Annotated in this window: 25 protein-coding genes; 21 read left to right on the top strand and 4 right to left on the bottom strand. The window is 54.7% G+C overall.

Annotation, left to right across the window (positions count from 1 at the left end):
• The first annotated feature begins 20 nt into the window (after window positions 1–20).
• The 3 genes from KO116_RS12970 to KO116_RS12960 are packed head-to-tail and all read left to right on the top strand — an operon-like array spanning window position 21 to window position 3,662.
• Window positions 21–851, top strand: a complete 831-nt coding sequence (locus KO116_RS12970; protein WP_035566176.1) for a TatD family hydrolase — start codon at window positions 21–23, stop codon at window positions 849–851.
• A 37-nt stretch (window positions 852–888) separates the two neighbouring features.
• A complete protein-coding gene (locus KO116_RS12965; protein ID WP_035566175.1) occupies window positions 889–1,452 on the top strand; it encodes a DUF1285 domain-containing protein in 564 nt (187 codons plus the stop codon).
• Window positions 1,449–3,662 carry an ATP-dependent helicase gene (locus KO116_RS12960; protein WP_035566174.1) on the top strand — a complete coding sequence of 738 codons (2,214 nt, stop codon included), beginning with the start codon at window positions 1,449–1,451 and terminating at the stop codon, window positions 3,660–3,662. The genes KO116_RS12965 and KO116_RS12960 overlap by 4 nt, the downstream gene beginning before the upstream one ends.
• Before the next feature lie 104 nt (window positions 3,663–3,766).
• On the opposite strand, the gene KO116_RS12955 is transcribed toward KO116_RS12960, so the two are convergent.
• A complete protein-coding gene (locus KO116_RS12955; RefSeq protein ID WP_035566171.1) occupies window positions 3,767–5,431 on the bottom strand; it encodes an electron transfer flavoprotein-ubiquinone oxidoreductase in 1,665 nt (554 codons plus the stop codon).
• A gap of 474 nt (window positions 5,432–5,905) precedes the next feature.
• Here KO116_RS12955 and KO116_RS12950 point away from each other — a divergent pair, with 474 nt between their 5' ends.
• From KO116_RS12950 to KO116_RS12885, 14 genes are all read left to right on the top strand, one after another.
• Entirely contained in the window at window positions 5,906–6,655 is a 750-nt protein-coding gene (locus KO116_RS12950) for an electron transfer flavoprotein subunit beta/FixA family protein (protein ID WP_035566169.1), read from the top strand.
• Between the two features lie 56 nt (window positions 6,656–6,711).
• Complete coding sequence (locus tag KO116_RS12945; RefSeq protein ID WP_035566167.1) at window positions 6,712–7,638, top strand: electron transfer flavoprotein subunit alpha/FixB family protein; 927 nt, start codon at window positions 6,712–6,714, stop codon at window positions 7,636–7,638.
• 201 nt (window positions 7,639–7,839) lie between these two features.
• Complete coding sequence (locus KO116_RS12940; RefSeq protein WP_035566166.1) at window positions 7,840–8,451, top strand: superoxide dismutase; 612 nt, start codon at window positions 7,840–7,842, stop codon at window positions 8,449–8,451.
• A gap of 254 nt (window positions 8,452–8,705) precedes the next feature.
• Window positions 8,706–8,927 carry a glutaredoxin-like protein NrdH gene (nrdH, locus tag KO116_RS12935; protein ID WP_008956787.1) on the top strand — a complete coding sequence of 74 codons (222 nt, stop codon included), beginning with the start codon at window positions 8,706–8,708 and terminating at the stop codon, window positions 8,925–8,927.
• A gap of 9 nt (window positions 8,928–8,936) precedes the next feature.
• Window positions 8,937–9,371 (top strand): class Ib ribonucleoside-diphosphate reductase assembly flavoprotein NrdI, encoded by a 435-nt coding sequence (gene nrdI, locus KO116_RS12930; protein WP_082072590.1) that lies wholly within the window; start codon window positions 8,937–8,939, stop codon window positions 9,369–9,371.
• A complete protein-coding gene (gene nrdE, locus KO116_RS12925) occupies window positions 9,353–11,533 on the top strand; it encodes a class 1b ribonucleoside-diphosphate reductase subunit alpha (RefSeq protein WP_268762325.1) in 2,181 nt (726 codons plus the stop codon). Before nrdI ends, nrdE begins: the two co-directional genes overlap by 19 nt.
• An 80-nt stretch (window positions 11,534–11,613) precedes the next feature.
• Window positions 11,614–12,585 carry a class 1b ribonucleoside-diphosphate reductase subunit beta gene (gene nrdF, locus KO116_RS12920; protein WP_035566164.1) on the top strand — a complete coding sequence of 324 codons (972 nt, stop codon included), beginning with the start codon at window positions 11,614–11,616 and terminating at the stop codon, window positions 12,583–12,585.
• A 48-nt stretch (window positions 12,586–12,633) separates the two neighbouring features.
• Complete coding sequence (locus KO116_RS12915; RefSeq protein ID WP_035566161.1) at window positions 12,634–13,038, top strand: NUDIX hydrolase; 405 nt, start codon at window positions 12,634–12,636, stop codon at window positions 13,036–13,038.
• A 208-nt stretch (window positions 13,039–13,246) separates the two neighbouring features.
• On the top strand, window positions 13,247–14,029 hold the full coding sequence (locus tag KO116_RS12910; RefSeq protein WP_035566160.1) for a DUF3450 domain-containing protein: 783 nt from the start codon (window positions 13,247–13,249) through the stop codon (window positions 14,027–14,029).
• A complete protein-coding gene (locus KO116_RS12905; RefSeq protein WP_035566158.1) occupies window positions 14,026–15,372 on the top strand; it encodes a MotA/TolQ/ExbB proton channel family protein in 1,347 nt (448 codons plus the stop codon). Before KO116_RS12910 ends, KO116_RS12905 begins: the two co-directional genes overlap by 4 nt.
• Before the next feature lies 1 nt (window position 15,373).
• Window positions 15,374–15,916: a MotA/TolQ/ExbB proton channel family protein gene (locus KO116_RS12900; protein ID WP_035566155.1), complete on the top strand. Its 543-nt coding sequence runs from the start codon at window positions 15,374–15,376 to the stop codon at window positions 15,914–15,916.
• Window positions 15,909–16,316, top strand: coding sequence for an ExbD/TolR family protein (locus tag KO116_RS12895; RefSeq protein WP_035566153.1), 408 nt, complete (start codon window positions 15,909–15,911; stop codon window positions 16,314–16,316). The genes KO116_RS12900 and KO116_RS12895 overlap by 8 nt, the downstream gene beginning before the upstream one ends.
• Complete coding sequence (locus KO116_RS12890; RefSeq protein WP_035566151.1) at window positions 16,313–17,089, top strand: energy transducer TonB; 777 nt, start codon at window positions 16,313–16,315, stop codon at window positions 17,087–17,089. Before KO116_RS12895 ends, KO116_RS12890 begins: the two co-directional genes overlap by 4 nt.
• 4 nt (window positions 17,090–17,093) lie before the next feature.
• Window positions 17,094–18,155: a tetratricopeptide repeat protein gene (locus KO116_RS12885; protein ID WP_035566149.1), complete on the top strand. Its 1,062-nt coding sequence runs from the start codon at window positions 17,094–17,096 to the stop codon at window positions 18,153–18,155.
• Window positions 18,156–18,171: 16 nt separating this feature from the next.
• On the opposite strand, the gene xthA is transcribed toward KO116_RS12885, so the two are convergent.
• On the bottom strand, window positions 18,172–18,999 hold the full coding sequence (gene xthA / locus KO116_RS12880) for an exodeoxyribonuclease III (RefSeq protein ID WP_035566147.1): 828 nt from the start codon (window positions 18,997–18,999) through the stop codon (window positions 18,172–18,174).
• On the bottom strand, window positions 18,999–19,253 hold the full coding sequence (locus KO116_RS12875; protein ID WP_035566145.1) for a hypothetical protein: 255 nt from the start codon (window positions 19,251–19,253) through the stop codon (window positions 18,999–19,001). The genes xthA and KO116_RS12875 overlap by 1 nt, the downstream gene beginning before the upstream one ends.
• A 144-nt stretch (window positions 19,254–19,397) precedes the next feature.
• On the opposite strand from KO116_RS12875, the gene rhlB reads away from it, so the two are divergent.
• A complete protein-coding gene (rhlB, locus tag KO116_RS12870) occupies window positions 19,398–20,672 on the top strand; it encodes an ATP-dependent RNA helicase RhlB (protein WP_035566143.1) in 1,275 nt (424 codons plus the stop codon).
• Window positions 20,673–20,677: 5 nt separating this feature from the next.
• A complete protein-coding gene (dinG, locus tag KO116_RS12865; protein ID WP_035566141.1) occupies window positions 20,678–22,807 on the top strand; it encodes an ATP-dependent DNA helicase DinG in 2,130 nt (709 codons plus the stop codon).
• A 91-nt stretch (window positions 22,808–22,898) separates the two neighbouring features.
• On the opposite strand, the gene KO116_RS12860 is transcribed toward dinG, so the two are convergent.
• Entirely contained in the window at window positions 22,899–23,975 is a 1,077-nt protein-coding gene (locus tag KO116_RS12860; protein WP_035566139.1) for a 3-deoxy-7-phosphoheptulonate synthase, read from the bottom strand.
• A 391-nt stretch (window positions 23,976–24,366) separates the two neighbouring features.
• Here KO116_RS12860 and rpoE point away from each other — a divergent pair, with 391 nt between their 5' ends.
• Complete coding sequence (rpoE, locus tag KO116_RS12855; RefSeq protein WP_035566137.1) at window positions 24,367–24,966, top strand: RNA polymerase sigma factor RpoE; 600 nt, start codon at window positions 24,367–24,369, stop codon at window positions 24,964–24,966.
• Between the two features lie 297 nt (window positions 24,967–25,263).
• A complete protein-coding gene (locus KO116_RS12850) occupies window positions 25,264–25,989 on the top strand; it encodes a sigma-E factor negative regulatory protein (RefSeq protein WP_035566135.1) in 726 nt (241 codons plus the stop codon).
• Window positions 25,990–26,007: the final 18 nt, after the last annotated feature.

The following is a 26,007-nucleotide window of genomic DNA, read 5'->3' as shown; positions in this document are numbered from 1 at the left end:
TATCCGTTGTCGAGACCTGCATGTTTGTTGATTCGCACTGTCACCTAGATCGTTTATCTGACCAGACGCACGGGGGCGACCTCGCTGCCACACTGGCAACTGCGCGCGCGGCCCACGTTAGCCAATTTCTTGCGGTCGCCGTTACCTTGGAGGAGTTGCCGCAACTTGCAGCCATTGCTCGTGAGCATCACGATGTGGCGATCTCTGCTGGCTTGCATCCTTTGCATCACAGTGAGAACGAGCCCAACGTTGAGGATATAAAAGAAGCTGCCGAGCAGTATGGCGCGGTAGCCATCGGCGAAACCGGGCTGGATTATCACTACCGCGACAGCGTGCCGCTAGATGTGCAACACGAGCGGTTCAAGCGTCATTTGATTGCCGCGCGTGAGTTAGAACTGCCAGTGATTGTGCATACCCGTGAAGCCAAAGAAGAAACGTTGGCTCTGCTGCGTGAATATAGCGACCCTCGCGTGGGCGGTGTATTACACTGTTTTACTGAAGACTTAGCGATGGCCCGTGAAGCTGTAAGGTTGGGCTTTTACATTTCGTTATCAGGGATTATCACCTTTCGTAACGCTGCACTGCTGCGAGAGCTAGCCCGCCAGCTGCCGCTGGATCGCCTGCTAATCGAAACCGATAGCCCCTATCTTGCCCCTGTTCCTTATCGCGGCAAGCCCAACGAGCCGGCCTGGGTAGTGGAAGTGGCGGAGTGTATCGCTAGTGAGCGGGGGGTCAGTGTTGACGAGGTCGCCATGCAGACCACAGCCAACTTTTATCAGCTCTTTCGTGCCGCTGCGCCTGATGCTCCGCACCATGTCAAAGAGGCGTTAGAACAGTCTGGGCTTCTATAGCCCTGTGTGTTGAATGCGCTTAAGCAAGGAGGGCGAGATGAATATCGATAGATTGCTGCTGCAGCGTGACGAAGTGGGAGGCACTATTCCTCCCCTTGACCACTGGCAGCCTCCGCTCTCTGGAGACATGAACCTGCGTATTCACGCCGATGGCAGCTGGTGGCACGAAGGACAGACCTTTGCCCGTCCCAAGGTGGCGCGTTTATTGGCCACGCTGCTACGTCTTGACGAAGATGGTTACTGCTTAGTCACGCCGGTAGAGCGTTGGCGGATAGAGGTAGAAGACCTACCGCTGGTCGCGGTAGAGGCCGACTTTCACGACGATGCTTGGTGGTTCACCACCCAGTTTGACGATGTCGTTCGCTTGGATGCCGAGCACCCGCTTTCCGTCACTTTAACGCCTCAAGGCGAGGCAGTCCCGCAACTGCCGGTACGTTTTGGGCTGGCCGCCAGGCTGCACCGTAATGTGTATTACCAGCTTGTTGACGCAACAGAAGCCCGTGAAAACGACGATGGCACTACTGAGATTGGGTTAATGAGTGCCGGTCAGTGGTTTGCGCTCGGTCAGCTTGACGATGAACCATCAGGCGAGGCGCCGTGAAGTTAACCGCTGAACAGCAGGCCGTTGTGAATCATACCGCCGGTCATGCGCGGGTGGCGGCCGTCGCAGGCGCAGGTAAAACCACTACCATGGCCGCTCGGGTGCTACACCTGTTGGCCCGTGGTGTGCCGCAAAAGCGCATTCTGGTGTTGATGTTTAACCGTTCCGCCAAGGATGATTTTCAGCGCCGTTTAGCGTCAATGGCGCCTGCCGGGCAGGCGCTGCCGGATGTGCGCACGTTTCACTCACTAGGCCACCGCCTAACCCAAAGCCTATGTCGCTGGGGCGCGCTTGCGCCTCGTCAGCTATTATCCGCCGATTGGCAATTAGAGAGGCTGCTTCGTCAAGCGAGCCTTAATGTGCTGCGCGACGCAGTTGAGCGCCGTGATGCTGCGCTAGAAGGAGATCGGCTTGAAACCTTGGCCCACTTCTGCGGCTTGGTTAAAGCAGAGATGATTACCCCTGAATCGCTCTATGAACGACTCAATGTTGACCCGGATACCGACTATTTTCCGGCTGCTTTTGCCGAGGCGGAGCGGCTACTAGAGTCGGAAGGGGTGATGACCTACGCTGATTTACTTTATCGCCCTTTGCAGGCGTTAGAGGAAGATAGCGCCCTGCGTGGTCGCGTCGAGGGGTTTTTGGATCATGTCATTATTGACGAGTATCAAGATATTAATGCCGCTCAGCAGCGCCTTTTATCCGTGCTGGTGGGCAGCCGTGCCGAGGTAATGGCGGTCGGCGATGCTAACCAATGCATCTATGAGTGGCGTGGCGCCAAACCCGATACGATGCTGGAAAATTTTACCGCCACCTTTGGCGAGGCCACCGACTACCCGCTATCTACCACGTTCCGTCATGGCCATGCCTTGGCGCTTACCGCTAATCATGCCATTGCCGCCAATCAGCGCCGCCCCAATCAGCTGTGTCTGGCCGCGCCCAATAACCCTGAGACGCGCGTCTCGGTAGGGCAGGGCAGTCGGCTGTTACTGGATGCCTTGATGGATTGGAAGGCCCAAGGGCGTGCGTTTAACGAGGCCAGTTTGCTGGTGCGTAGTTGGGCGCTGTCAGTACCTTTCCAGCTGGCGCTTTTGCAGGCGGGAATTCCGTTTCGGCTTCAGCGCGAGGATCGTTTTGTCTTTCGTCTGCCGTTGGTACAGGCACTCGCTGGGTACTTGAAGCTGTCGCGTCGTCCCGATCTGCTGCGCGATCCGCAGCAACTATTACTGCTGCTTTCCCAACCGACTCCCTTTGTTGCTCGTGAGCGACTGCAGCGATTAGCCCATCAGCTGGCGACTACCCAGCAGTGGCCTGAGCGGCATGACCCTATGTTGACGGCATTAAAGCCGATCCAGCGGCGTACGCTTAAAAAACGCTGGTTGCTGCTATGTGAATTGCCTCAGCTGAGTGCATGGCCGCCCGCCAAGCTGTTAAGGCATGTAGTGGAAACCATTGAGGCGGAAAAAACACTTAAACGGGCAGCGGCGCGGCGCGATAAAGGTGAAGAGGATGTACGCTTACTCGATGTCTTAATTGAGCAGGCGCAAAGCGTTCAAGACCCAGATGCCTTTATCGAGCTACTGGAACGCCCGGTTGAAAATCAGGCGGGCGGCGTGCTGATTAGCACAGTGCACGGTGCCAAAGGGCTTGAGTGGCCATTGGTAGCTGTGGTGGGTGTCAATGAAGAGGATTTTCCCCACTACAGCCGCGATAATCCGCTTAGCGATGAGCGCTTGGAGGAGGAGCGGCGGTTGTTCTACGTAGCCATCACGCGCGCCCAAGAACAGCTATTAGTGCTCCATGATGGGGGCGTACACCGTCCCAGCCGCTTTATCGCCGAAAGTGCCTGGCAAGACAGTATGCGTGTGGCCTCTTGTCTAGCTAACCCCTGTGCGCCAGAAGCATCGCTGCAAGTGACATCGGTGGGGCTGGTTGAGCGTTATCTGACGCGTTTAGGGCGAGACGACATTGTGCTCGCAGCGGCACACGTTGAAGAGCACAAGGCAACTTATTCGGCCGATACTCGCTTTTATCCCGGTCAGCGTCTGCACCATGCGGTATTTGGTGAGGGTGAAGTGGCGGCAGTAGAGGGAAATGCGAGCGACCCGGTGATTGATGTGCGCTTTGACCAAGCTGGCCGACGCAGGCTTATTGCCCGCCGAGCGCCCATTCAGCTATTGGAAGGCTCGCAAAGCGCTATTCTCTCTTAGCGTGTAAGTTGAATGTGAAAGGGAGGGGCTACGGCTAGTAGGGACGCGTGCTCCCTTCTAGCCGTAACCTTCATGCGGCTGTCTTACATATTAGGGTGATTGGCTTACATATTAGGATAGTTGGGGCCGCCGCCACCTTCCGGTGCTACCCACGTGATATTTTGCGCTGGGTCTTTAATATCACAGGTTTTGCAGTGTACGCAGTTCTGGAAGTTAATCTGAAAACGCGGCTGTCCTTCGCTATCTTCAACCACTTCGTACACACCGGCCGGGCAGTAGCGCTGTGCTGGCTCTGCATACTTAGGCAGGTTCTCTCGGATCGGTAGCTCCGGATCCTCCAGGCGTAAATGGCACGGCTGGTTTTCTTCATGATTGGTATTCGACAGAAACACTGACGATGGTTTATCGAAGGAAAGCTTTCCATCCGGCTTGGGGTAGTTAATCTTTTCAAACTCGTCCGCAGGCTTCAGGGCGCCGTGATCGGTAGTGGTGTCATGGACGTTGGGTAACTTGTTGCCCAGCAACTGGTGGGCAAAGTTATACGCGCCGCCACCGATGGTGCCGTATTTATGGATAGCCGGGCCGAAGCTGGCGCTCTCTTTAAGCTCTTGATACGCCCAGCTGGCTTCCCATTTCTGAGTAAAGCTCGTCAGTTCCTGAGCGCCCTCATCACCGCCTTTAATTGCCTCAAACACGCTCTCGGCAGCCACTAAGCCCGACTTCATGGCGGTGTGTAAGCCTTTAATTTTGGAAAAGTTGAGCGTGCCAGCATCGCAGCCGACCAGCAGGCCGCCGGGGAACGTCATTTTTGGCAGGCAGTTGAAGCCCCCTTTGGTAATGGCCCGGGCGCCGTAAGCAACGCGTTTGCCTTCCTTAAGGTATTGGCCAATAGCCGGATGATGTTTCATACGCTGAAATTCATCAAACGGTGAAAGCCATGGGTTTTGGTAGCCAAGATCCATAATCAGACCTACCACCACCTGCTGATTTTCCGCATGGTACAAAAACCACCCGCCGTGGGTGTTGTTATCTAAAGGCCAGCCTGAACCGTGAACTACCAGGCCAGGCTCATGCTGCTCGGCAGGTACATCCCACAGCTCTTTGAGGCCAATACCGTAGTGCTGGGGGTCGCGACCCTCATCCAGCGAGAAGTCTTTAATTAAGCGCTTCCCAATATGGCCGCGTGAACCCTCAGCAAATAGCGTGTATTTGGCGCGCAGTTCCATACCCGGCATGTAGCCATCTTTGGGTGTACCATCGGCGGCGACACCCATATCACCAATCAGAATGCCGCGCACAGCGTTGTCTTCAATGATAACGTCCTGGGCGGCAAAGCCTGGAAAGATTTCAACGCCGAGCGCTTCTGCCTGCTCGGCCAGCCAGCGGCAGAGGTTGCCGGCACTGATAACGTAACGTTGCTGATCGCCGCCGGTGTTATGCATACTTTTCGGCACCAGTGCGTTAGGCACTTTTTGCGCTTTCTCGGCGTCCTTAAGCAAAACAACGTCATCGCGAATGGCGGGCGTATTGAGCGGCGCGCCGCGTTCTTTCCAGTCTGGAAAGAGTTCAGTCAGTGCGCGGGGCTCAAAAACCGCTCCTGACAAAATATGAGCGCCAACTTCTGAGCCTTTCTCAACCACACAGACCGTTAATTCTTGCTCCGCCTCGTTAGCTTGCTGCATGAGTCGGCAGGCGGCGGAAAGCCCGGATGGGCCAGCGCCGACAATGACGACATCAAAGTCCATTACATCGCGTTCAACAGTTTCCACCCGGCTTCTCCTTATTCTCTTTAAGCGCCAATATCTGCAAAAGCTAGTGAATGCCTACGTTTTAGGTACTAGCTTATAAATAGATGGCCTTAATTTAAAACGGTCGTTTGCTTCTGGTTATGCCCCATGATAGGCATAATACCTGTGTCAGGTCACGCCTACGATGGTGCAAACCGCATTTCTTGGCTGTATGTGTTGCTAGCGATAGATCAATGATAAGACCAAGGCAGTAGCTAGCAAGTATTGTCACTAACTGGCAGGCTATGGCAAATTAATAGGGTTTTTCAATCATGTATCTATCAAACGCTTGAATGAATTTGACGGCACTGCCATTTTTGGCAGTGCCCAAGCAAGACGTTATTGCTAATAACGTATGCAGTAACTCTATTACTAGTCACTATTTAATAAGGGGTACTCGCGAAGCGGGTACCGTCCCAGGTTAACGGCTTTTATTACAAGCCAAGCGAGGAACCTATGAAAGTACTCGTCGCGGTGAAACGCGTCATCGACTACAACGTCAAAATCCGCGTGAAAGCGGACCACTCTGATGTGGACTTGACCAACGTCAAAATGGCCATGAACCCTTTCTGCGAAATTGCCGTGGAAGAAGCCGTGCGCCTGAAAGAGAAGGGTGTGGCGACCGAAGTCGTCGCCGTCACGGTAGGCCCCAAGGCCGCCCAAGAGCAGCTGCGCACCGCGCTGGCGCTGGGTGCCGACCGCGCCATCCATATTGAAACCGACGAGCGCGTAGAATCGCTGGCCGTGGCCAAACTGCTGGCGAAGGTAGTGGATGAAGAGCAGCCCGGTCTGGTGATTCTCGGCAAACAAGCCATCGACACCGACAACAACCAGACCGGCCAGATGCTCGCTGCGCTGACGGGGCTGCCGCAAGGCACTTTCGCCTCGGAAGTGGCGGTGGACGGGGACAAGGTTAACGTCACCCGTGAAATCGATGGCGGGCTGCAAACCATCGCCCTCACGCTCCCGGCGATTGTCACCACCGACCTGCGCCTGAACGAGCCGCGCTACGCTAAGCTGCCCGACATCATGAAGGCCAAGAAAAAGCCGTTGGATGTGAAAACTCCTGCTGACTACGGCGTGGAAGTGGCCTCTAAGGTGAGCCTGCTCAAGGTGGAATCCCCTGCCGAGCGCAAAGGCGGTGTCAAAGTGGCCTCGGTCGACGAGCTGATCGACAAACTGAAAAACGAAGCCAAAGTTCTTTAAGGTCGGTTCTTGACTCTCCGTACTTTGAGATAAACGCTTTGAAAGGAGCTGATGCTATGAGCATTTTGGTACTTGCCGACCTACATGAAGGCCAACTGGCTGGCGCCACCGCCCACGTCGTGGCGGCCGCCCAGGCCATTGGTGGCGATATTGATATCCTGGTCGCCGGTGAAGGCGTTCAAGCGGCAGCAGACGCTGCGGCGAAACTCGACGGCATTAATAAAGTACGCGTGGCGGACAACGCTGTTTACGCCCATCAGCTTGCTGAGCCCATGGGCGCGCTGCTGGTTGAACTGGCCGATGGCTACAGCCACGTACTGGCCAGCGCTTCAACCACCGGCAAGAACGTTCTACCGCGCCTGGCCGCGCTGAAAGACGTCAGCCAGCTATCGGATGTGCTGGGTGTCGAGAGTGCCGATACCTTCCTGCGTCCGATTTACGCTGGTAACGCCATTGCCACGGTGAAAAGCGACGACGCGCTGAAAGTGATCACCATTCGTACCACCGGTTTCGATGCCGTCGGTACCAGTGGTAGCGCCACGATTGAAGCGGTGGATTTTGTCGCCGACAACAGCCAATCCAGCTTCGTCAAAGAAGAGCTGGCCCAGAGCGACCGTCCAGAACTCGGCGGCGCCAAGGTCGTCATCTCTGGCGGCCGCGGCATGGGCAACGGCGAGAACTTTAAGCTGCTGAATGGCATTGCTGACAAGCTGGGCGCCGCCATTGGTGCTTCCCGCGCGGCGGTCGACGCTGGCTTTGTGCCCAATGACATGCAGGTCGGTCAGACCGGCAAAATAGTCGCACCGGACCTGTACATTGCCGTGGGCATCTCTGGTGCCATTCAACACCTGGCGGGCATGAAAGACTCCAAAGTCATCGTCGCCATCAACAAGGACGACGAAGCACCAATCTTTCAGGTGGCCGACTACGGCTTGGTGGGGGATCTGTTCGAGATCCTGCCAGAGCTTGAGAGCAAGCTGTAAGCATTTGAATGATCTATAAACATTGAGCCGACTTCGCCAGAAGTCGGCTTTTTTGTGATGGGTACATTAGGTAAACTGCCAATAGTTGACTAAAGTACTGGGGCAAAGGGTAAGAAAAACCACCCCGGTGGTTGAAAAAGCTGCGGGCTGACCGCACATAGGTAAATGAACTCAACGAAAGCCACTCAAGGAGATGATGATATGGCACATACACTACCTGAACTGCCGTACGCATATGACGCTCTCGAACCACATATTGATGCAATGACGATGGAAATTCACCATTCTCGTCACCATCAAACCTACATCAACAACCTGAATGCCGCGTTGGAAGGCACAGGTCTTGAAGATGTACCTGTTGAAGAGCTCGTCGCTAATCTGGATCGTGTTCCGGAAGCCAAGCGTCAAGCCGTTATCAACAACGGCGGCGGTCACGCCAACCACTCCATGTTCTGGCAGATGATGTCGCCCAACGGCGGTGGTAATGCTCAAGGTGATGTTGCAAAAGCGATTGATGCCGAGCTCGGCGGCCTTGAAGCTTTTAAAGAAGAATTCAAAAAAGCGGCCGTTGGTCGTTTTGGTAGCGGTTGGGCATGGCTCTCCGTTACACCTGAGAAAAAACTGGTAGTCGAAAATACCCTGAACCAAGACAGCCCGCTGATGCACGGTAATACGCCGCTACTCGGTTTGGATGTTTGGGAGCATGCGTACTACCTGAAGTATCAAAACAAGCGTCCTGACTATATTGCTGCGTTCTTCAACGTGGTTAATTGGGAAGACGTAGAGCGTCGTTATCAGGCAGCGATTAGCTAATACGGCTATGACCCGCTAATGGTGCCCGTTCTGGCGCTGTGAAAAAAACCGCCCGCTTTTTTTAGTGGGCGGTTTTTTTATTGTCTGGTATAGCCTTGGGTATTAGCTGTCAATATCCTGTGGGTAAAAAAATACCACATATGCTTGAATTGATTTTCCAATGGTCTATATATAGTATGCGTTGTGTCTTTTAGTCAGGGCGGGCACTAGATGTGCTCTACCCGAAAAATGCCGCTATGAAAAGGGGATTACCCATGGAAATTCAGATTTATAGCAAGCCAGCTTGTGTTCAATGTACCGCTACTTACCGCGCGCTAGACAAGCAAGGGCTCGATTATACTGTCATCGATATCACCGCAGAGTCCGGTGCTCAAGAAGAAGTTGAGGCGCTGGGTTATCGCCAGCTTCCTGTCGTGGTAGTCGGCGAAGATCACTGGTCGGGTTTCCGTCCGGATCGCATTCAAGCCCTGGCGTAAGCCGACAACATGCTGGCAAGTTGCTCACACACATCTATGGCCGGCAATTTGGTGTACTTCTCTACTAAATCAGGTAACACCCATCGTTTTGTAGAAAAGCTGGGTTTTGTCGCCACGCGGCTACCGCTAAATCGAGATGAACCTGCGCTACGTGTTTCCCAGCCTTATATCTTAGTTACCCCTACATATGGAGGGGGAAGTTCACAGGGTGCCGTACCCAAGCAGGTCATTCATTTTCTCAACGACACGCATAACCGGAACCTCCTGCGGGGAGTCATTGCTGCGGGGAACACCAATTTTGGCGAAGCATATGGTCTAGCTGGCCGCATCATTGCGAAAAAATGCCACGTACCGCTGCTGTATCGATTTGAATTATTTGGCACTGACGATGACGTGGTCAACGTGCGTAAAGGAGTAGAAGAGTTTTGGAAACGACTAACGTAGCTACCCAGAATGTGGCAGGAACAAAACGGCCTGCGGCGGCTCCTGAGGCGCGCACGCTGGATTACCACGCCCTCAATGCCATGCTCAATCTATACGGGGTCAACGGCGAATTACAGCTGGATAAAGATCGCGAAGCGGCTCGCCAGTACTTTTTACAGCACGTTAACCAGAACACGGTATTCTTCCACTCGTTGGAAGAGAAGCTCGATTACCTCGTGGAAGAGCAGTACTACGAAGCGGAAATGCTGAGCCAGTACAGCTTTGCTTTTATTAAAGCGCTGTTCGAGCAGGCTTATGCGTATAAATTTCGCTTCCCAAGCTTTTTGGGCGCTTTCAAGTACTACACCAGCTATACGCTGAAGACGTTTGACGGCAAGCGCTATTTAGAGCGCTATGAAGACCGTGTCTGCATGGTCGCGCTGACCCTGGCGCGGGGCGATGAAGCGCTGGCCAAGTCACTGGTCGATGAAATCATCTCCGGCCGTTTTCAGCCCGCGACACCCACCTTCTTGAACTGCGGCAAACAGCAGCGCGGCGAACTGGTGTCGTGCTTCCTGCTACGCATCGAAGACAATATGGAGTCGATTGGCCGCTCCATTAACTCGGCGCTGCAGCTTTCCAAGCGCGGCGGCGGCGTGGCTTTCCTGCTTAGCAATATTCGCGAATCCGGCGCGCCGATCAAGCGCATCGAAAACCAGTCGTCGGGCATCATCCCGATTATGAAGCTGCTGGAAGATGCGTTCTCCTACGCTAACCAGTTGGGGGCTCGCCAAGGTGCCGGCGCGGTATACTTAAACGCTCACCACCCGGACATCCTGCGCTTTCTCGACACCAAGCGGGAAAATGCCGACGAGAAAATTCGTATCAAAACGCTCTCATTGGGCGTGACGATTCCGGATATTACCTTTGAGCTCGCCAAGCGCAATGACGACATGTACCTGTTTTCGCCCTACGATGTGGAGCGGGTTTATGGTGTTCCGTTTGGTGATATCAGCGTTACCGAGAAGTATCAGGAGATGGTCGCGGATGCGCGCATCCGTAAGCATAAGATCAATGCACGCGCCTTCTTTCAAACGTTGGCAGAGCTGCAGTTTGAATCGGGTTACCCGTATATCATGTTTGAAGATACGGTAAATCGCGCTAACCCGATTGCTGGCCGTATCAATATGAGCAACCTGTGCTCGGAAATCCTCCAGGTCAACACACCGACTGAGTATGACGATGACCTCGGTTATCGCCATATCGGCCAGGATATCTCCTGCAACCTGGGCTCCATGAACATTGCCAAGGTGATGGATGCAGGGGATATCGGTACCAGCGTGGAAATTGCCATCCGCGGTCTTACCGCCGTTTCGGAAATGAGCAACCTGCGCAGTGTGCCTTCTATTGCCGAAGGCAATGCCCAGTCGCGGGCGATTGGCCTTGGCCAGATGAACCTGCACGGCTATCTGGCGCGTGAGCACATCTACTACGGCTCCGACGAGGGGTTGGACTTTACCAACCTCTACTTCTACTGCGTGGCTTTCCATGCCATACGTGCGTCCAACCGGTTAGCGATTGAGCACAAGGATACGTTTGCAGATTTTGCCAACTCCACCTACGCCTCGGGAACCTTCTTCGATAAGTACACTGATCAGGCGTGGCTGCCGCGGACCGACAAAGTACGTGAGCTGTTCGAGCGTAGCGGTATTGCGTTGCCGACCCAAGATGATTGGCAGGAGTTGAAAGCGTCGGTCATGGCCCACGGTTTATACAACCGTAACCTGCAGGCGGTACCGCCCACCGGCTCAATCTCTTACATCAATAACTCCACCTCCAGTATTCACCCGGTGGCGGCGAGAATCGAGATTCGTAAAGAGGGCAAGCTAGGCCGTGTTTATTACCCGGCGCCGTTCCTGGATGAAGCCAATTTTGACTATTTCCAGGACGCTTATGAAATCGGCCCGGAAAAAATTATCGATACCTACGCGGAAGCCTCGCAGCACGTCGACCAAGGGCTATCGCTAACGCTATTCTTCCCGGATACCGCTAGCACGCGCGATATCAATAAAGCGCAGATTTACGCCTGGCGCAAAGGCATCAAGACGCTTTACTACATTCGCCTGCGTCAAAGTGCTTTAGAAGGCACCGAGGTAGAAGGCTGCGTTTCTTGCACGCTGTAATCAGCAAGCGCTTTGTATCTGTTATTGAATGCCCGGTGTTGATCGCCGGGCATTGAACGCTACGTTTTGAGAGCAATGCCATGAACACCATGCAACGTTTATCGCGAGTTGATGCGATTAACTGGAACCGACTCCAGGATGATAAAGACCTGGAAGTGTGGAACCGTCTGACCAGTAATTTTTGGCTACCCGAAAAGGTGCCCTTGTCTAATGATATTCAGTCCTGGAACACCCTGACTGAAAAAGAAAAGCAGCTGACGATCCGCGTATTCACCGGCCTCACACTGCTGGACACCATCCAAAGCAGCGTGGGGGCACCGGTATTAATGGAAGATGCGCGCACTCCCCACGAAGAGGCGGTTTACACCAACATCGCCTTTATGGAGTCGGTGCACGCTCGCTCTTATAGCTCGATTTTCTCCACGCTCTGCACCACGCGTGATGTGGATGACGCGTTTCGCTGGAGCGAAGAGAATCCTACGCTGCAAGCAAAATCGCAGCTGATCTTAGAGCGCTACCGCTCGGATGATCCGCTGATGCGCAAAGTGGCCAGCGTTTTCCTTGAGTCGTTTCTGTTCTATTCCGGCTTCTACCTGCCGATGTACTGGTCAAGCCATGCCAAGTTGACTAACACCGCCGACCTGATTCGCTTGATCATTCGTGACGAAGCCGTGCACGGCTACTATATTGGCTACAAGTTCCAACAGGCACTGGCGGAAGCGACGCCAGAACGGCAGCAGGAAGTCAAAGATTACGCCTACGAGCTGCTACTGGAGCTTTACGACAACGAAGTGCGCTACACCGAGTCACTGTATGACGAAGTTGGCCTAAGTGAAGACGTGAAGAAATTCCTTCACTACAACGCCAACAAAGCGCTGATGAACCTTGGCTACGAGCCACTATTTCCCAGCAGTGTTACCGATGTGGATCCGACTATCATGGCGGCGCTTTCACCCAATGCCGACGAGAATCACGACTTCTTCTCCGGCTCGGGCTCTTCCTACGTGATCGGAAAAGCCGTCGCCACCGAAGACGACGACTGGGCGTTTTGATAGGGTTTAGGTGTTAATGGTTTAGAGTGGTGAGCGAAGGAGAGGGGTATGACAGGGAATGCTGGTAGTGTACTGAAAATTGCCGCTGCCGTGGTGAGTGACCCAGATGGGCGCTTGCTATTGGTGCGTAAGCACAATACCTCTTTCTATATGCAGCCAGGCGGCAAAATCGATGCAGGTGAGAGCGCGCTAGAGGCGTTGTGCCGCGAGCTGCAAGAGGAGCTTGGCTTGCATATTAGCGAGGATCAGCTGATACCGCTCGGAATGTATTCCGTGCCAGCGGCTAATGAGCCGGGCGTGATGCTTGAAGCGCATCTGTTTGGGCTTGTTATTGACGAGCCTGTCGAGGCGGCCGCTGAAATTGCCGAAGCAAAATGGGTGACCCGTGAAGAGGCTTGGCAGCTTCCGCTAGCGCCGCTGACGAAAGAGTATGTAGCAGTAGAGCACACCTAGTGATGTTTGTGATGAAAGGGCGCTGATAGGCGCCTTTTTTATGCGCGCTCGATGAGCGATAACGCCTGATTGCTAATGATAAATATTGTCATTTATTATATTAGTGGTAGGCTAGGCGCGTGAAAGTTAAACGCAAATCGTTCTAATACCTAATTAGTTTTTAGCCGGGCGGTGACAGCCGCTGGCTACTCAGTGACGGAGAGTCGACGTGCTGAACAGGCCTTTTTTTGCCTTACGTGGATGGTGGCTAGCGGGGGTGCTGGCCAGTGGCACGCTGCTGGCAAGTGAACAAGCAGTGGCTCAAGCGGCCGAAAGTGTAGAAGCCCAGCAAACCCAGGCAGCACTTCAGGCGCAAATTGATGCTGCCGATGAACAAACGCGTGAGCAACTACAAGAGCTACGCCGCTTAGAGCGCGAAACACGCCAGTTAGACGCTGAAAATGCCTCACTGACCGGGCGTTTAGCGGAAGAAGCCGAACGCCAGCAGCGTCTGGCGACTGCTTTGGATACGCTTGAAGAGACGCGTGCAGCGCTGCCTGTGATTGAACAAAATATGTCTGTTCAGCTCAGCCAATGGATTGAACGTGACCTGCCGTTTCTACGCGAGGAGCGGCTGGCACGGGTTGAGCGTCAGCCTGATGAACAGGGCGAAAATACCATTGAACGCATTAATGGGCTACTCGAAGCCTGGCGCGTCGAGCTCGATTATGGCCGTGAGATGGATAGCTGGCGGGGTCGTTTAAGCCAGGATGGCCGCGAACGTGAAGTGGATTTTTTACGTGTTGGTCGTATCGGTTTTTATTATCTAACCCCTGATGGGCGCGAAGGCGGGGTGTGGAATGCTGAAAGCGGTGGATGGCAGCCGCTTGATGACGAGTACCTGCGTGAAGTGCGCAATGGGCTGCGAATGGCGAAAGATCAGCGCGCTCCGGATTTATTAACCTTGCCGCTCTCAATCAGTGCGAATGACCAGCAGGGAGAGCAACCATGAGTCGACCAACTCTCCGTCAACTTTTTTATGCCTGCTTGATATTAGGGCTGGTAGCGATCAGTGGCGCATCAATGGCACAAACTGAAAGCGCAACGTCGCTGCGTGAAGCACGAGAAGCGGCTGAAGCGCGTGACCAGCAGCGTTTAGTGGGATTTTTAGACGACCAGCAAGCATTAGAGTCTGCGCTGGAGCAAGCCCGGACTGAGCACGAAGAGGCTCAGCAGCAGCATGAAGCGTTAGAGATCCAGCAGGCAGAGCAAACCGATCAAGCCAGGGAGTTAAGCGAGCGTCAGGCGGAGCAGGGCGAGGCACTGACAGGGCTGCTGTCTAACCTTGCCCGGCATAGCTCAGAAATTCGCAATGCATTGGGTGACGAGAGTTTGCTTTCCCTAGAAGAAGGGACGCTGCCGCCACGTTTGGATGAAGTCGAAGTGCTCGAACGCCATCAATTGGAAGAGGTAGTGGATCGCTTGGCGGCATTAACGGCGCGTACGGGCCTCGCTGAGCGCCTTTCACTGCCTGTCGCCGATGCTAACGGCGAAGTAACCACCCGTGAGTTGGTGCGGCTTGGAGATTTCGCAGCCTTTACCGAAAACGAGCTTTTAGAGCGGGGAGAAAATGACGGCAACCTAGTGGTATTGCCGCGGACACCTGATGTCGTTGGCGGGTTACTAGCGGATTACTACCAGGGCGAGAGCCATGTCTTCGCTGTTGATCCTACTCAGGGCAGCGTGCTGGAAGCCCTAGCCCAGCAGCCCAGCCTGTGGGAGCGTTTCCAGCAAGGCGGTTATGTTGGTTATGTGGTCGTTGCATTAGGTATTTTAGGTCTGATCATTGGGTTAGGGCAGTACCTCTATTTAGTGCTTGTTAGCCTGCGTGTTAATCGACAGCGTCAGTCGCTTAACCAGTTAAAACCTAACAACCCACTGGGGCGTGTATTGCTGCGTTTTGAAGGTATGGACAAACACCAGACCCCTGAAGCGCTGGAAGCACGTTTGGATGAGGCGGTGCTGGCTGAGCTGCCAAAACTGGAGCGAAGCCAGCCAATGGTCAAATTGCTGGCCGCGATTGCGCCGTTACTTGGTTTGCTGGGTACGGTCACCGGCATGATCGTAACTTTCCAGGCGATTACCGTGTTTGGCACCGGCGACCCGCAACTGATGGCGGGCGGTATTAGCCAAGCACTGGTAACCACTGTACTCGGTTTGATTACCGCCGTGCCGCTGCTGTTCGTGCAGACAGCCTTGTCGGGTCGTAGCCGCTATTTAACCCATGTGATTGAAGGGCAGGCGAGCGCGACATTGGCAGATCATCTCGAATCTCACACGCCCGCGGTGAACTGATATGTCCACTCTTCCTCTCTGGCTCGAACCCGTTGAGCGCTTAGTGGAGGCGGGCGGCGCGGTATTGGTCGTGCTGGCAGTGGTGGCTGTGTTGGTATTTGCCATGGCCATGGAGCGCTGGTGGTACTACCGAATTACCTGGCGTATCGCGCGGCGTCAGTTACTGCGCCGTTGGACGGCGCGCAGCGACCATACCAGTTGGAGCGCTCGTACGTTACGTCATGTGTGGGCAGAGGCACTGGTCGCTAGACTGCGTAAACCCTTGCCATGGCTGAAACTGCTGGTCGCGCTGTGCCCTTTATTGGGCTTGTTAGGCACGGTGACCGGCATGATTAGCGTGTTCGATAGCCTTTCCCTAAGCGAAACGCATCAAGCGCGTGCCATGGCGGACGGTGTCGCCCGTGCGACGCTGCCGACCCTAACCGGTATGGCCATTGCGGTGGTGGGGCTTTTATTTATTAGTCGTTTAGAGCACGTCATTCGTCGTGAAGACCAGCGGCTGCAAGATCGCTTGGCGCGGGCACTGGAGGAAAGTGATGCGTAGACGCCGTTCTATAGAAACCACTGCAGAGAGTAATGAGGTGAATCTTACCCCCATGCTCGACGTGGTATTTATCATGCTGATTTTCTTTATCGTCACTACTAGCTTTGTTAAAGAGAGCGGTGTGGAGATTGATCGCCCTGAATCCAGCGCTGCGACGCCGCGCCCAGACGCCCAGGTGCTTGTAGCGATTTCACCGGAAGGCGCCGTATGGGTAGATGGCAGTCCGGTGGATGTTCACCGGGTCGGCCAGCAGGTCGCTGATATGCTGAGTGACGATGGCTCGGTGGTTATTCAGGCGGATCGCGAATCCACCACGGGCTTGCTGATCGAGGTAATGGATCGTTTGCGTGAGGCGGGCGTTGACCAAGTGGCGGTGGCGGCGAGTCGGAGTGGGTCATGATGCGGCACCTGCTGTCGTTATTAGGGGGTGTCGTGCTGGCGGTGGGGCTGTTCTGGCTGCTGGCACAGTTGGTAGCTCCACCTGAGCGTGAGCCTGAGGAGCTAACCATGAGCATGGCAATGACCATGGTTGAAGCGCCGGAAGTAGCTCCTGAGCAGGAGGCACCTACGCCTCAACCTGTAGAAGCCGCGCCACAGCAAGCGCCGTCGCCCATGCCCGCACCCGAGCCGCCTCCGGTAGCGGAAAGCACGATTAGTTTGCCGGAAGTAGAGCTACCGGATGAGCCCGTTGAGCCGGTTGAGATGGACAGCGAACTCCCGGAGCTAACGGAAGTGAAACCGGAACCCCGGCCCGAACCTACTCCTGAGCCGAGACCAGAGCCGACCCCGCAACAGCAACCTGTCGAGGCAGCTCCTAGGGCAGCCCCTGCCCCTGCGTCAGTGGATTCTGCACCCGCCGTGCGTGAGGCCGCCCCGGAAGCTCAGCCAGTGCCCTCTAATGAGCCGGTGAATGTGGGCCAGGTGACACCGACGAACCAAGTTGGTCCAAATTACCCGCCCCGTGCCCAGCGCCGAGGTATGGAAGGCTTTGTAGAAGTGGCCTTTACGATTCGGCGTGATGGCAGTGTCGACAGCTCTTCTATACGGGTTACCAGCGCGCAGCCGCGTCGGGTGTTTGATGATGCCGCGCGGGACGCGATTGCTAAGTGGCAATTTGAGCCCAGTGATCGGTTACGCAATGCCACCCAGCGGATCGAGTTTCAGTTGAGGTAGCAACATGAAGCGTCTTTTAATTTTATTGCTAAGCGTCTGGTCGCTTTCAGCGCAGGCGAGTCCCGCATTGCCTGGGGATATTATTGCCGACCTCAACGCGCTGCAGAGCCAATTGCAAGAGGGAGCGCTAAGCAGCGTTGTCGAGCGTGCCACCGCCCAGGCGGAGCGGTTAGCCTCGGGTAATCAATCGGATCAATGGGCTAGTGCGCTCTATCAACAGCTGGCTGCAAGCGCCTTGGCGCGACAGGATCAGCCTGCTGCGGCAGCGGATCGGTTGGCAATTGCGCGTGGGTTAAGTGGTGTTGATGACGATCAGGCTACCCGCTGGCTCCGTGAAGAAGCTTCACTGCGTCGTGCTGCCGGGCAGCGCGATCAAGCTATTGAGCTTCTCACTGAGTGGTTAGCCAATCAGCAAGATAGTAATGCCGTTTGGCAGCTAACCCGCCTGCTGGCGCAGCAGGAGCGCTGGGAGGAGGCCGCCAACTGGCTTGAACAGGCACTTAGTGAGACAGCCGAGTTAACTGAAGCGCAGCAGGCTTTAACATTGGCGATTTATCGCAATGCTGGGCAAAGTGAGCAGGCTTTGGGTTGGCTGTTGGATGGATTGGATTCGCAAAGCGATCTCTCTGATTGGCGCCAAGCGGCAGGTCTTGCACAGCAGGCAGGTCAGCCTGGTGTGGCCGCTGGTCTGTGGGAGATGGCGTGGCAGTTAGGTAAATTAACCGAGCCGGAAGATCGCTGGCTGTTGATCCAGCTCCATTTGGCAGGCGGCACTCCCGCCCGAGCAGCCGAGCACCTTGAGGAGGCGCTAAAAGAGGGTGATGTTGTCCGCGATGAGTCAAATTTGCGTTTATTGGCGAACGCTTGGCAGCAGGCTAAAGACGTTGAGAAAGCCCTGGATGCTTGGCAAACCTTGGCTCAGTACACCCAAACAGCCACCGACTGGCGATCTTATGGGCAGCTTGCTTACGCTTGGGGTGAAAATAAGCAAGCGCAGCAAGCATTTGTCCGCGCCGCAGAGCTAGGCGATGAAGAAGCCGCCCAGTGGCTGGCCAGCTTCAACTAGTTTTTTGTCTTAAAGGCTACGGCTTAAGCGTAAGAGCGAAGTCACTCCAGGTGGGGGCGTGATCAGAGGGGCGTTCCATGCCGCGCAGGTCGTAGTCAATGCCTGCGCCGGTGGCCTGCTCGGCTAGCGCCTTGGTGACGAGAATATAGTCGATGCGCAGGCCACGCTTGGGCTCCTGGTTAAACCCTTTTGAGCGGTAGTCAAACCAGCTAAAGCGGTCATCGCTTTGCGGATAGCTGATGCGATAGCTGTCGGTAAGCCCCCACGCTTTGATGCCTTCGAGCCATTTGCGCTCAATGGGTTGAAAGCTGGTTTTGCCTTCACGCAGCCAGCGCTTGCGGTTGGCCTCGCCGATGCCAATGTCCTGGTCTTCCGGCGATATATTAAAATCGCCCATGATGGCTAGCCGCTCGTCAGGGCGGTACCGCTCGTTGAGCAGCCGTGCTAGCTGGCCATAAAAGCGCTCTTTGTTGGGAAACTTAGTGGGATGGGTAACGTTTTCGCCCTGAGGGAAATAGCCGTTCCATACCGTCACGGCTTCCCCATCTTCCGCGACTAGGCGAACGCCGATCATGCGGCACTGGGCGTCTTCATCATCATCGGGAAAGCCATAAAACACTTCTTGAGGTGCCTGACGGCACAGTAAGGCAACCCCGTAGTGGCCTTTTTGGCCGTGATAAAAGACGTGGTAACCCATGGCTTCCACGTCGGCGATCGGGAACTCGCTATTCTGCACCTTGGTTTCCTGAAGTCCAATTACGTCCGGCTGCTGAGTATCGATCAACGCCTGTAATTGGTGAAGCCGTGCTCGGATGCCATTAATGTTGAACGAAACCAGGCGCATTATGAATCGCTCCCCTTGGGATTGTCGGATTCACTGCCTTTGTCAGGGTGAATAGCGATATCCTGCCCACTCTGCTGGCGAGCAAGTTTTCTCACTGCCTGAAGTTTGCGCTGCTGCTGCTTTTTTGCCACAAAGCGGCGCGATGGAGCCACTTGGTCAGGGTTGTCGTGGCGCCATTTTTTATAATCTTTACGCCGGCCGGTACGAATAGTTACCTTGTCGGCCAGTGAACGAGTTTTTTTCTTACGCGTCATGTCGCGCTCCTTACGTCGATTTGACGGCTATTCTAACAGGCCTTGGGACTCCTTCGACAGCAGGGCGCGCTCTTATCGCCAAGCCCTGGTACAATGCGCACGTCAAGAAGCCAACTTCCACAGCAATGGACAGATAGACAGCCTATGAGCGAGTCGGAACAGACCACAGCCCCGGCCCAGAATCGCAAGCCAAAGCGCCGCCGCCGTAAACCGCGTCGTCGCCAGTCGAACTGGGATCTTCGTCAGTTTCAGGTGCCCGCCGTGGCCGGTAAGTGGCGCTTTCATGACTTTGATCTGCCGCTGACATTAATGCGCGCTATTCACGCCCAAGGGTTTGAATACTGCACACCTATTCAAGCCGAGGCCCTGCGCCAAACGCTATTGGGTGGTGACATTGTCGGTAAGGCGCAAACGGGAACCGGTAAAACCGCGGCCTTTTTGATCTCTGTGATGGCTTACTTTCTTGAAGAGCCAACACCCAATGGTCAAAAGCCAGGTGCGCCGCGCGCCTTGATTATTGCGCCTACTCGCGAGCTGGCGTTGCAGATCGAAAAAGATGCTAAAGCGTTAGCACGATTTACCCAGCTCAATGTGGCCAGTGTGGTCGGCGGTATGGACTACCAGAAGCAGCGTGAAAGCCTGGGCAGCAAGATCGATATCCTGGTGGCAACACCTGGGCGCCTGTTGGATTTCCATCAGAAGCGCGATATCGACCTCAGTGAGGTCGAAGTATTGGTGTTAGATGAAGCCGACCGCATGTTGTCGATGGGCTTTATTCCCGACGTGAAGCGGATTATTCGCTACACGCCGAAGAAAGAGGAGCGCCAGACCTTCCTCTTCTCGGCCACCTTTACCGACGACATCTTGAATCTCGCCAGCCAGTGGACGCTTGATCCTGCACACGTCGAGATCGAAGTGACCGTTGAGAACCAGGCGGATATCGACCAGCGTGTGTATTTGGTGTCTGATGACGACAAGCAGCGCTTGCTGGTCAATCTGCTTCAGCAAGAAAGCTTTGAGCGCGTCATGGTCTTTGGTAACCGCCGCGACTTGGTACGCAAGCTTGACGATCTGCTCAAAAAAGCGGGCGTAAGCGTGGCGATGCTGTCAGGTGATGTACCTCAGAATCAGCGTATCAAAACGCTGGAAAGCTTCCGCGAAGGCGAAATTCAGGTGTTGGTTGCGACCGACGTTGCTGGTCGTGGTATTCACATTGAAGACGTCAGCCACGTTATCAATTACACCCTGCCCGAAGACCCGGAAGACTACGTACACCGTATCGGTCGTACCGGTCGCGCCGGTGCCAAGGGTGTCTCGATTAGCTTCGTTGGCGAAGAGGATGCGTTCTCATTGCCGGAAATCGAACGCTATATCAACGACAAGCTTCCCTGCGTGCATCCGCCGGAAGGTATGCTCTAAGCCGCATGCTGGATAATGCCCTCAAAAGCGAGATTCAAGACGCTTACCGTCGCGTGGTGGATACCCTTGAGCTAACACCACGCTACGGCCAGCGTATGATGATCGCCGAAATCGCCCGGACGCTGGGCAATATAGAAAGCGACAGCGAAGGTAAGCGTACAAGCGATACTCATGTGTGTGTGCTTGAAGCGGGCACCGGCACTGGAAAAACGCTGGCCTATCTAATCGCCGCCTTGCCCATCGCGAAAGCGCGCGGCAAGCGGCTGATTATTTCCACGGCCACGGTCGCTCTCCAAGAGCAGGTGCTTAATCAGGACTTGCCTTCACTCGCTAGCCACAGCGGTATCGCCTTTCGCTACGCATTAGCCAAAGGGCGTGGTCGCTATGTGTGCGTGGCGCGTTTGGATCAGGCGCTCGAAGGCACTGAACCCAACCCAACGCTCTCTCTGTTTGAGCAATCGCTGCAAACGCAAAGTAGTGACTTTACGGTCATTGCCAGCGATATGGCGCAAGCTTATGGACAGGGCGAATGGGAAGGGGATCGTGATAATTGGCCAGAAGCAATTGAGGATGCCCACTGGCGGCGGCTGACGGTGGATCATCGCCAGTGTACGGGCAGGCGCTGTGGGCACTTTGGTGCCTGCGCGTTTTTTCGTTCCCGTCGTGAGCTTGAAAACGCGGATGTGATCGTCGCCAATCACGACCTCGTGCTGGCCGATCTAGCCTTGGGTGGTGGCGCTATTTTGCCAGACCCGGCGGACTGCATTTTTGTTTTCGATGAAGGCCACCACCTGCCCGAGAAGGCGCTTTCCCATTTCGCCCACCGCTTTGCAGTACATGGCTGCTTGCGCTGGCTGAAAACGCTGAAAAGCAGTTTGACCGATCTGCACCAGGCGTTAGCCATTCAACCAACGGTGTCGCGGCTGTTAGTGAGCTTGCCGGAGCTGATTCATAACCTGGAACCCGCGCTGGGCGATGTGTTTAGCATGGGGCATCAACTGGCGGAGCGGCCAAACGGCTTGGCCGACGAAGAAGCCACTCATCAATCGCGTTTTGAGAAGGGTCAAGTACCCGACGCTCTGCGGGAACAGGCGCAGCAATTGTTGGTGATGTTCGCCTCGCTATCGCGATGTTTGGAAAGCATCAGCGATATTCTGCGCGAAAGCCTTGATCCCGATAAGCAGACCGGCCTCGATCGAGAGCAGGCAGAAACCTGGCTGCCGCTCGTCGCGTTGCTTCATGGCCGAGCGCTAGAAGCGCATGCTTTGTGGCAGGCGTTTAGCGAGCAGGATGTGGCTAACGAGGCGCCCAGCGCCCGTTGGATTACCCTAAGCCGGGTAGCGGGGGAGCCGGAAATTGAGTTTTCGGCCAGCCCCGTTTCAGCCGCGCATACCCTGGCCAAGCATTTATGGGGACGCTGTCATGGGGCGGTGGTCACTTCGGCAACGCTGACCGCATTGGGGCGCTTTGAACGCCTGCAGGAGCGTGCAGGCTTGGCGAATCGCTACCGCTATCAGACGCTGCCGAGCCCCTTTGATTACGCCAATGCGGTCCTGCGCGTGCCTAAAGAGGCTACTGACCCTGGTGACAGAGAAGCCCATGAGCGGGCGATTGTGACGTTTGTCTCGCAGTTGGCCGACAAAGAGGCGGCGCTAGTGCTGTTCTCTTCCCGTGCCCAACTGCGTGCGGTGGATAAAGCACTGCCCGTGAGTGTGAAAGAGCGAGTGCTAGCTCAGGATGCACTGCCAAAACGCGAGTTAATCGAGCGCCATCGGGCGGCGGTGGATAGGGGGGAGGGGAGTATCATCTTTGGCTTGGCGAGCTTTGCCGAGGGGATCGATCTTCCCGGCGACTATTTGACGCACGTGGTGATTACGCGGCTACCCTTTGCGGTACCCGACGATCCGGTGGGCGCTACATTAGCGGAGTGGATAGAGAGTCAGGGTGGCAATGCATTTATGCGCATTAGCGTGCCTGATGCGTCTATTAAGCTGGTGCAGGCCTGCGGGCGTTTGATTCGCAAAGAGAGTGATCGTGGGACAATCACTTTGCTGGATAAGCGGGTGATTACCCGCCGTTACGGGCAAGCACTGCTGGATGCACTGCCGCCATTTCGGCGCGAAATTAGTCGCTAGCCGCTTATTCAATATTCTAGGAAACAATCAAAAATCCCCGCCGCGGCGGGGGATTTGATAGCAGCTTAATACAGCTACAACGGTGTTGGTGTTACTTAGCAATGCGCTTGGCCAGGGTGGCGGCCAGTTTGTCGTTCATGCGGTTGAAGGTTTCCACCGTGGTGTCCCAGTCGATGCAGGCATCGGTGATGGAAACGCCATACTGTAGTTGGCTAAGGTCTTGGGTCAGTTTTTGATTGCCCCAGCCAATGTTGGATTCAACCATCAGGCCGATAATGGAGGTGTTGCCTTCCAGGATTTGGTTGGTAACGTTTTCCAATACTAACGGCTGTAGCGCTGCGTCCTTGTTGGAGTTGGCGTGGGAGCAGTCAATCATGATGTTGGGTGATAGTTTGGCTTTCTCGAGCTCTTTTTCCGCCAGGGTAACGCTTACGCTATCGTAATTGGGCTTGCCGTTGCCGCCACGTAGAACAACGTGGCCGTAGGCATTGCCTCGGGTGCGAATAATGGCCACCTGGCCTGCTTGGTTAATACCCAGGAAATTGTGCGGGCTGGCCACGGACTGAAGCGCGTTAATCGCCACATCCAGGCTGCCGTCGGTACCGTTTTTAAAGCCGACCGGACAGGAGAGGCCGGAAGCCATTTCCCGGTGGGTCTGAGACTCGGTGGTGCGAGCGCCAATCGCTGACCAGCTAATGCAGTCTTGCATATACTGGGGAGAGATAGGGTCGAGAGCTTCGGTCGCGAGCGGTAAGCCCATTTCAGCGAGATCGACCAGCAGTTTTCGAGCGATATGTAGCCCCTCATCGATCTCAAAAGAGTCGTTGAGGTGCGGGTCGTTTATCAGGCCTTTCCAGCCCACCGTAGTGCGCGGTTTTTCAAAATAGACGCGCATCACGATATACAGGCTGTCGCTGACTTGATCGGCAAGTTTGCGAAGGCGGCGGGCATAATCAAGCGCCGCCTCCACGTCGTGAATTGAGCAAGGGCCGACCACTACCAATAATCTTGGGTCGGTGCCATCCAGGATGTTCTGGATGGTTTTACGTCCTTCTATTACGGTGCGCTCAGCCGCATCGGTTAATGGTACGGCTTTTTTGAGCGCTTCTGGCGTGGTGAGAACGTCTTGAGCGAGGACGTTAAGGTTATTAACCTGCTGTTCTGACATCTTGCTACCTGTGCTTGCGTAATGGCTGAAAAAGTGAAGGGACGATAAAAGTGGCGTCTACTATCGCTTGCCGGGGAGGTAAAAATCAATTGTTGTGGAACTATAGCAGCATTAAAAGTGTCAGCCACAGGGTTTTGTGAAAGGAGCTAAGTGCTTGATGCCCTGCACGGAACGCGCAACACTGAGGCTCTGTTTTAACTGGGCCCTGTCTTTAAAATTCGGTACCGTTATAAAATGCAACAACATATACGGGCGATGTATTCGCTCTTTTATTCACTCTATTATTAATCAATGCCCAAGGGACGCTATGCTGCTTGCTGTGAACGCCCACTTGTCAGGGCTAATAGGAATGGGGCTCGGCGCACGCCGTACGAGCTGGAGGAGCGTGTGAATGGGCACTCGGGAAACAGACCAACAGCTTGTGGAACGTGCCCAAAAAGGCGATACGCGCGCTTTCGATTTGCTGGTAAAAAAGTACCAGCACAAAATTATCGGCCTGATCGGTCGTTACGTTCATGATCACTCTGAAGTTCAGGATGTCGCTCAGGAGGCATTTATCAAGGCGTATCGCGCCTTGGGCAAGTTTCGCGCCGAAAGCGCGTTTTATACCTGGATGTACCGTATTGCTATCAATACTGCCAAAAATTATTTGGTCTCGCGGGGCAGGCGTCCTCCGGGCAGCGATCTAGATATTGTTGATGCTGAAATGATCGATCAAAGTGGACGATTGGCCGATTCGGAATCGCCGGAAGCGGCCATTGCTAGAGACCAGCTTGAAGCAGCGGTTTACCAAGCTATTGCCAACTTACCTGATGATCTGCGCACAGCGATTACCTTGCGAGAGCTTGATGGTCTTGCTTACGAAGATATCGCTCAGGTAATGCAGTGTCCGGTGGGTACCGTTCGTTCACGAATTTTCCGCGCTCGGGAAGCGGTGGATGAGCATATTCGTCCGTTAGTATCGACGGCCAGGAACAGTCGCGATGAATAACGGTCACTAGTAGAAGGGCTAAGTGATCGCTTTGAGTCGCCATCACAAAAAATGAAGGTTTTACTTTTTTTGTGAACTGTCTGGCACGTTTAGCGTCATAAAGCATGACTATCTTGATGAGCACAATGGCTGTATCAATGTGCAAAGCGTCATGAGCTTAGCGTTGTAACCTAGTTAGGTGGATATCCTAAGTAGCTTGTAACGGAGCCTTGGCCTTGGAAGTCGTCGGCGTGATGGCGCCTGTTCAGAGTGACCGCCATGCCAGTACTTCTTTTAAACAGTGTGAGGGTGTGAAGTATGAGTCAAAACACACGGGAATCACTTTCGGTGTTGATGGATGGCGAAAGTGATGAGCTAGAGCTTCGCCGAGTGTTGAAGGCGCTGCCTAACGATGATGACGCCGCCGATACTTGGCGCCGCTACCATCTTGCGCGCAGCATGATGCAGCGTGAGCAGGGTGTCGATGTAAGCGTTGATCTTTCTGCTGGCATCATGGCCCGATTGCGCGACGAGCCTGCTCCTATAACGCAAGGCTCAGACCAAGTGGCCCATCGCGCTGGCGGGATTTCGTTTGCCCGTGGTGCTGGCGTTGCTGCTGCTGTCTCCTTGATGGTCATTACAGGTGTGCAGTTCTTTGGCAATGATTCGCCGGTTGGTCAAGGTGGCGACATTGCAACGACTGCTTCTAATACCAATGGGGGTACTCAAGTGCAACCCGTTAGTTTGGCGTCTCAGTCGGCAGTTGCTGGGCGTGCAGATATGCCGATGTTTGAACCTACGCCGTTTAGGCTTAGCGGGCAGTCAGGTCAAAGCGGCTTGATGAATATTAGTGAAGCTGGCTTCTCAGCGCAGACTCCTCGGGGAGTAACCGCTTCACAAGGCACAAACATTGATGTTGATCAGATTGGCTTACTGCAATCTTACTTAAAACAGCACACCCAAAGTGCTGCTTACGGTAGTGGTGACAGCTGGATGCCGCTGATGCGTTCTTCTGCAGTAACTGAGCCACTAGGGCAGCGTTAAGCCTCAATGACGGGCTTT

It is taken from the genome of Halomonas sp. KO116, from assembly GCF_000734975.2.
Taxonomy (GTDB): domain Bacteria; phylum Pseudomonadota; class Gammaproteobacteria; order Pseudomonadales; family Halomonadaceae; genus Vreelandella; species Vreelandella glaciei.
The sequence above is the reverse complement of the archived record's forward strand: the minus strand, read 5'-3'. Positions and strand labels throughout refer to the sequence as shown.

Excerpts from the sequence above, each read along its gene's own strand:
- KO116_RS12970 (WP_035566176.1), top strand. The coding sequence starts at position 21 with ATGTTTGTTGATTCGCACTGTCACCTAGATCGTTTATCTGACCAGACG.
- KO116_RS12965 (WP_035566175.1), top strand. The coding sequence starts at position 889 with ATGAATATCGATAGATTGCTGCTGCAGCGTGACGAAGTGGGAGGCACT.
- KO116_RS12950 (WP_035566169.1), top strand. The coding sequence starts at position 5,906 with ATGAAAGTACTCGTCGCGGTGAAACGCGTCATCGACTACAACGTCAAA.
- KO116_RS12945 (WP_035566167.1), top strand. The coding sequence starts at position 6,712 with ATGAGCATTTTGGTACTTGCCGACCTACATGAAGGCCAACTGGCTGGC.
- KO116_RS12940 (WP_035566166.1), top strand. The coding sequence starts at position 7,840 with ATGGCACATACACTACCTGAACTGCCGTACGCATATGACGCTCTCGAA.
- nrdH (WP_008956787.1), top strand. The coding sequence starts at position 8,706 with ATGGAAATTCAGATTTATAGCAAGCCAGCTTGTGTTCAATGTACCGCT.
- nrdI (WP_082072590.1), top strand. The coding sequence starts at position 8,937 with ATGCTGGCAAGTTGCTCACACACATCTATGGCCGGCAATTTGGTGTAC.
- nrdF (WP_035566164.1), top strand. The coding sequence starts at position 11,614 with ATGAACACCATGCAACGTTTATCGCGAGTTGATGCGATTAACTGGAAC.
- KO116_RS12915 (WP_035566161.1), top strand. The coding sequence starts at position 12,634 with ATGACAGGGAATGCTGGTAGTGTACTGAAAATTGCCGCTGCCGTGGTG.
- KO116_RS12905 (WP_035566158.1), top strand. The coding sequence starts at position 14,026 with ATGAGTCGACCAACTCTCCGTCAACTTTTTTATGCCTGCTTGATATTA.
- KO116_RS12900 (WP_035566155.1), top strand. The coding sequence starts at position 15,374 with ATGTCCACTCTTCCTCTCTGGCTCGAACCCGTTGAGCGCTTAGTGGAG.
- KO116_RS12895 (WP_035566153.1), top strand. The coding sequence starts at position 15,909 with ATGCGTAGACGCCGTTCTATAGAAACCACTGCAGAGAGTAATGAGGTG.
- KO116_RS12890 (WP_035566151.1), top strand. The coding sequence starts at position 16,313 with ATGATGCGGCACCTGCTGTCGTTATTAGGGGGTGTCGTGCTGGCGGTG.
- KO116_RS12885 (WP_035566149.1), top strand. The coding sequence starts at position 17,094 with ATGAAGCGTCTTTTAATTTTATTGCTAAGCGTCTGGTCGCTTTCAGCG.
- xthA (WP_035566147.1), bottom strand. The coding sequence starts at position 18,999 with ATGCGCCTGGTTTCGTTCAACATTAATGGCATCCGAGCACGGCTTCAC.
- KO116_RS12875 (WP_035566145.1), bottom strand. The coding sequence starts at position 19,253 with ATGACGCGTAAGAAAAAAACTCGTTCACTGGCCGACAAGGTAACTATT.
- rhlB (WP_035566143.1), top strand. The coding sequence starts at position 19,398 with ATGAGCGAGTCGGAACAGACCACAGCCCCGGCCCAGAATCGCAAGCCA.
- dinG (WP_035566141.1), top strand. The coding sequence starts at position 20,678 with ATGCTGGATAATGCCCTCAAAAGCGAGATTCAAGACGCTTACCGTCGC.
- KO116_RS12860 (WP_035566139.1), bottom strand. The coding sequence starts at position 23,975 with ATGTCAGAACAGCAGGTTAATAACCTTAACGTCCTCGCTCAAGACGTT.
- rpoE (WP_035566137.1), top strand. The coding sequence starts at position 24,367 with ATGGGCACTCGGGAAACAGACCAACAGCTTGTGGAACGTGCCCAAAAA.
- KO116_RS12850 (WP_035566135.1), top strand. The coding sequence starts at position 25,264 with ATGAGTCAAAACACACGGGAATCACTTTCGGTGTTGATGGATGGCGAA.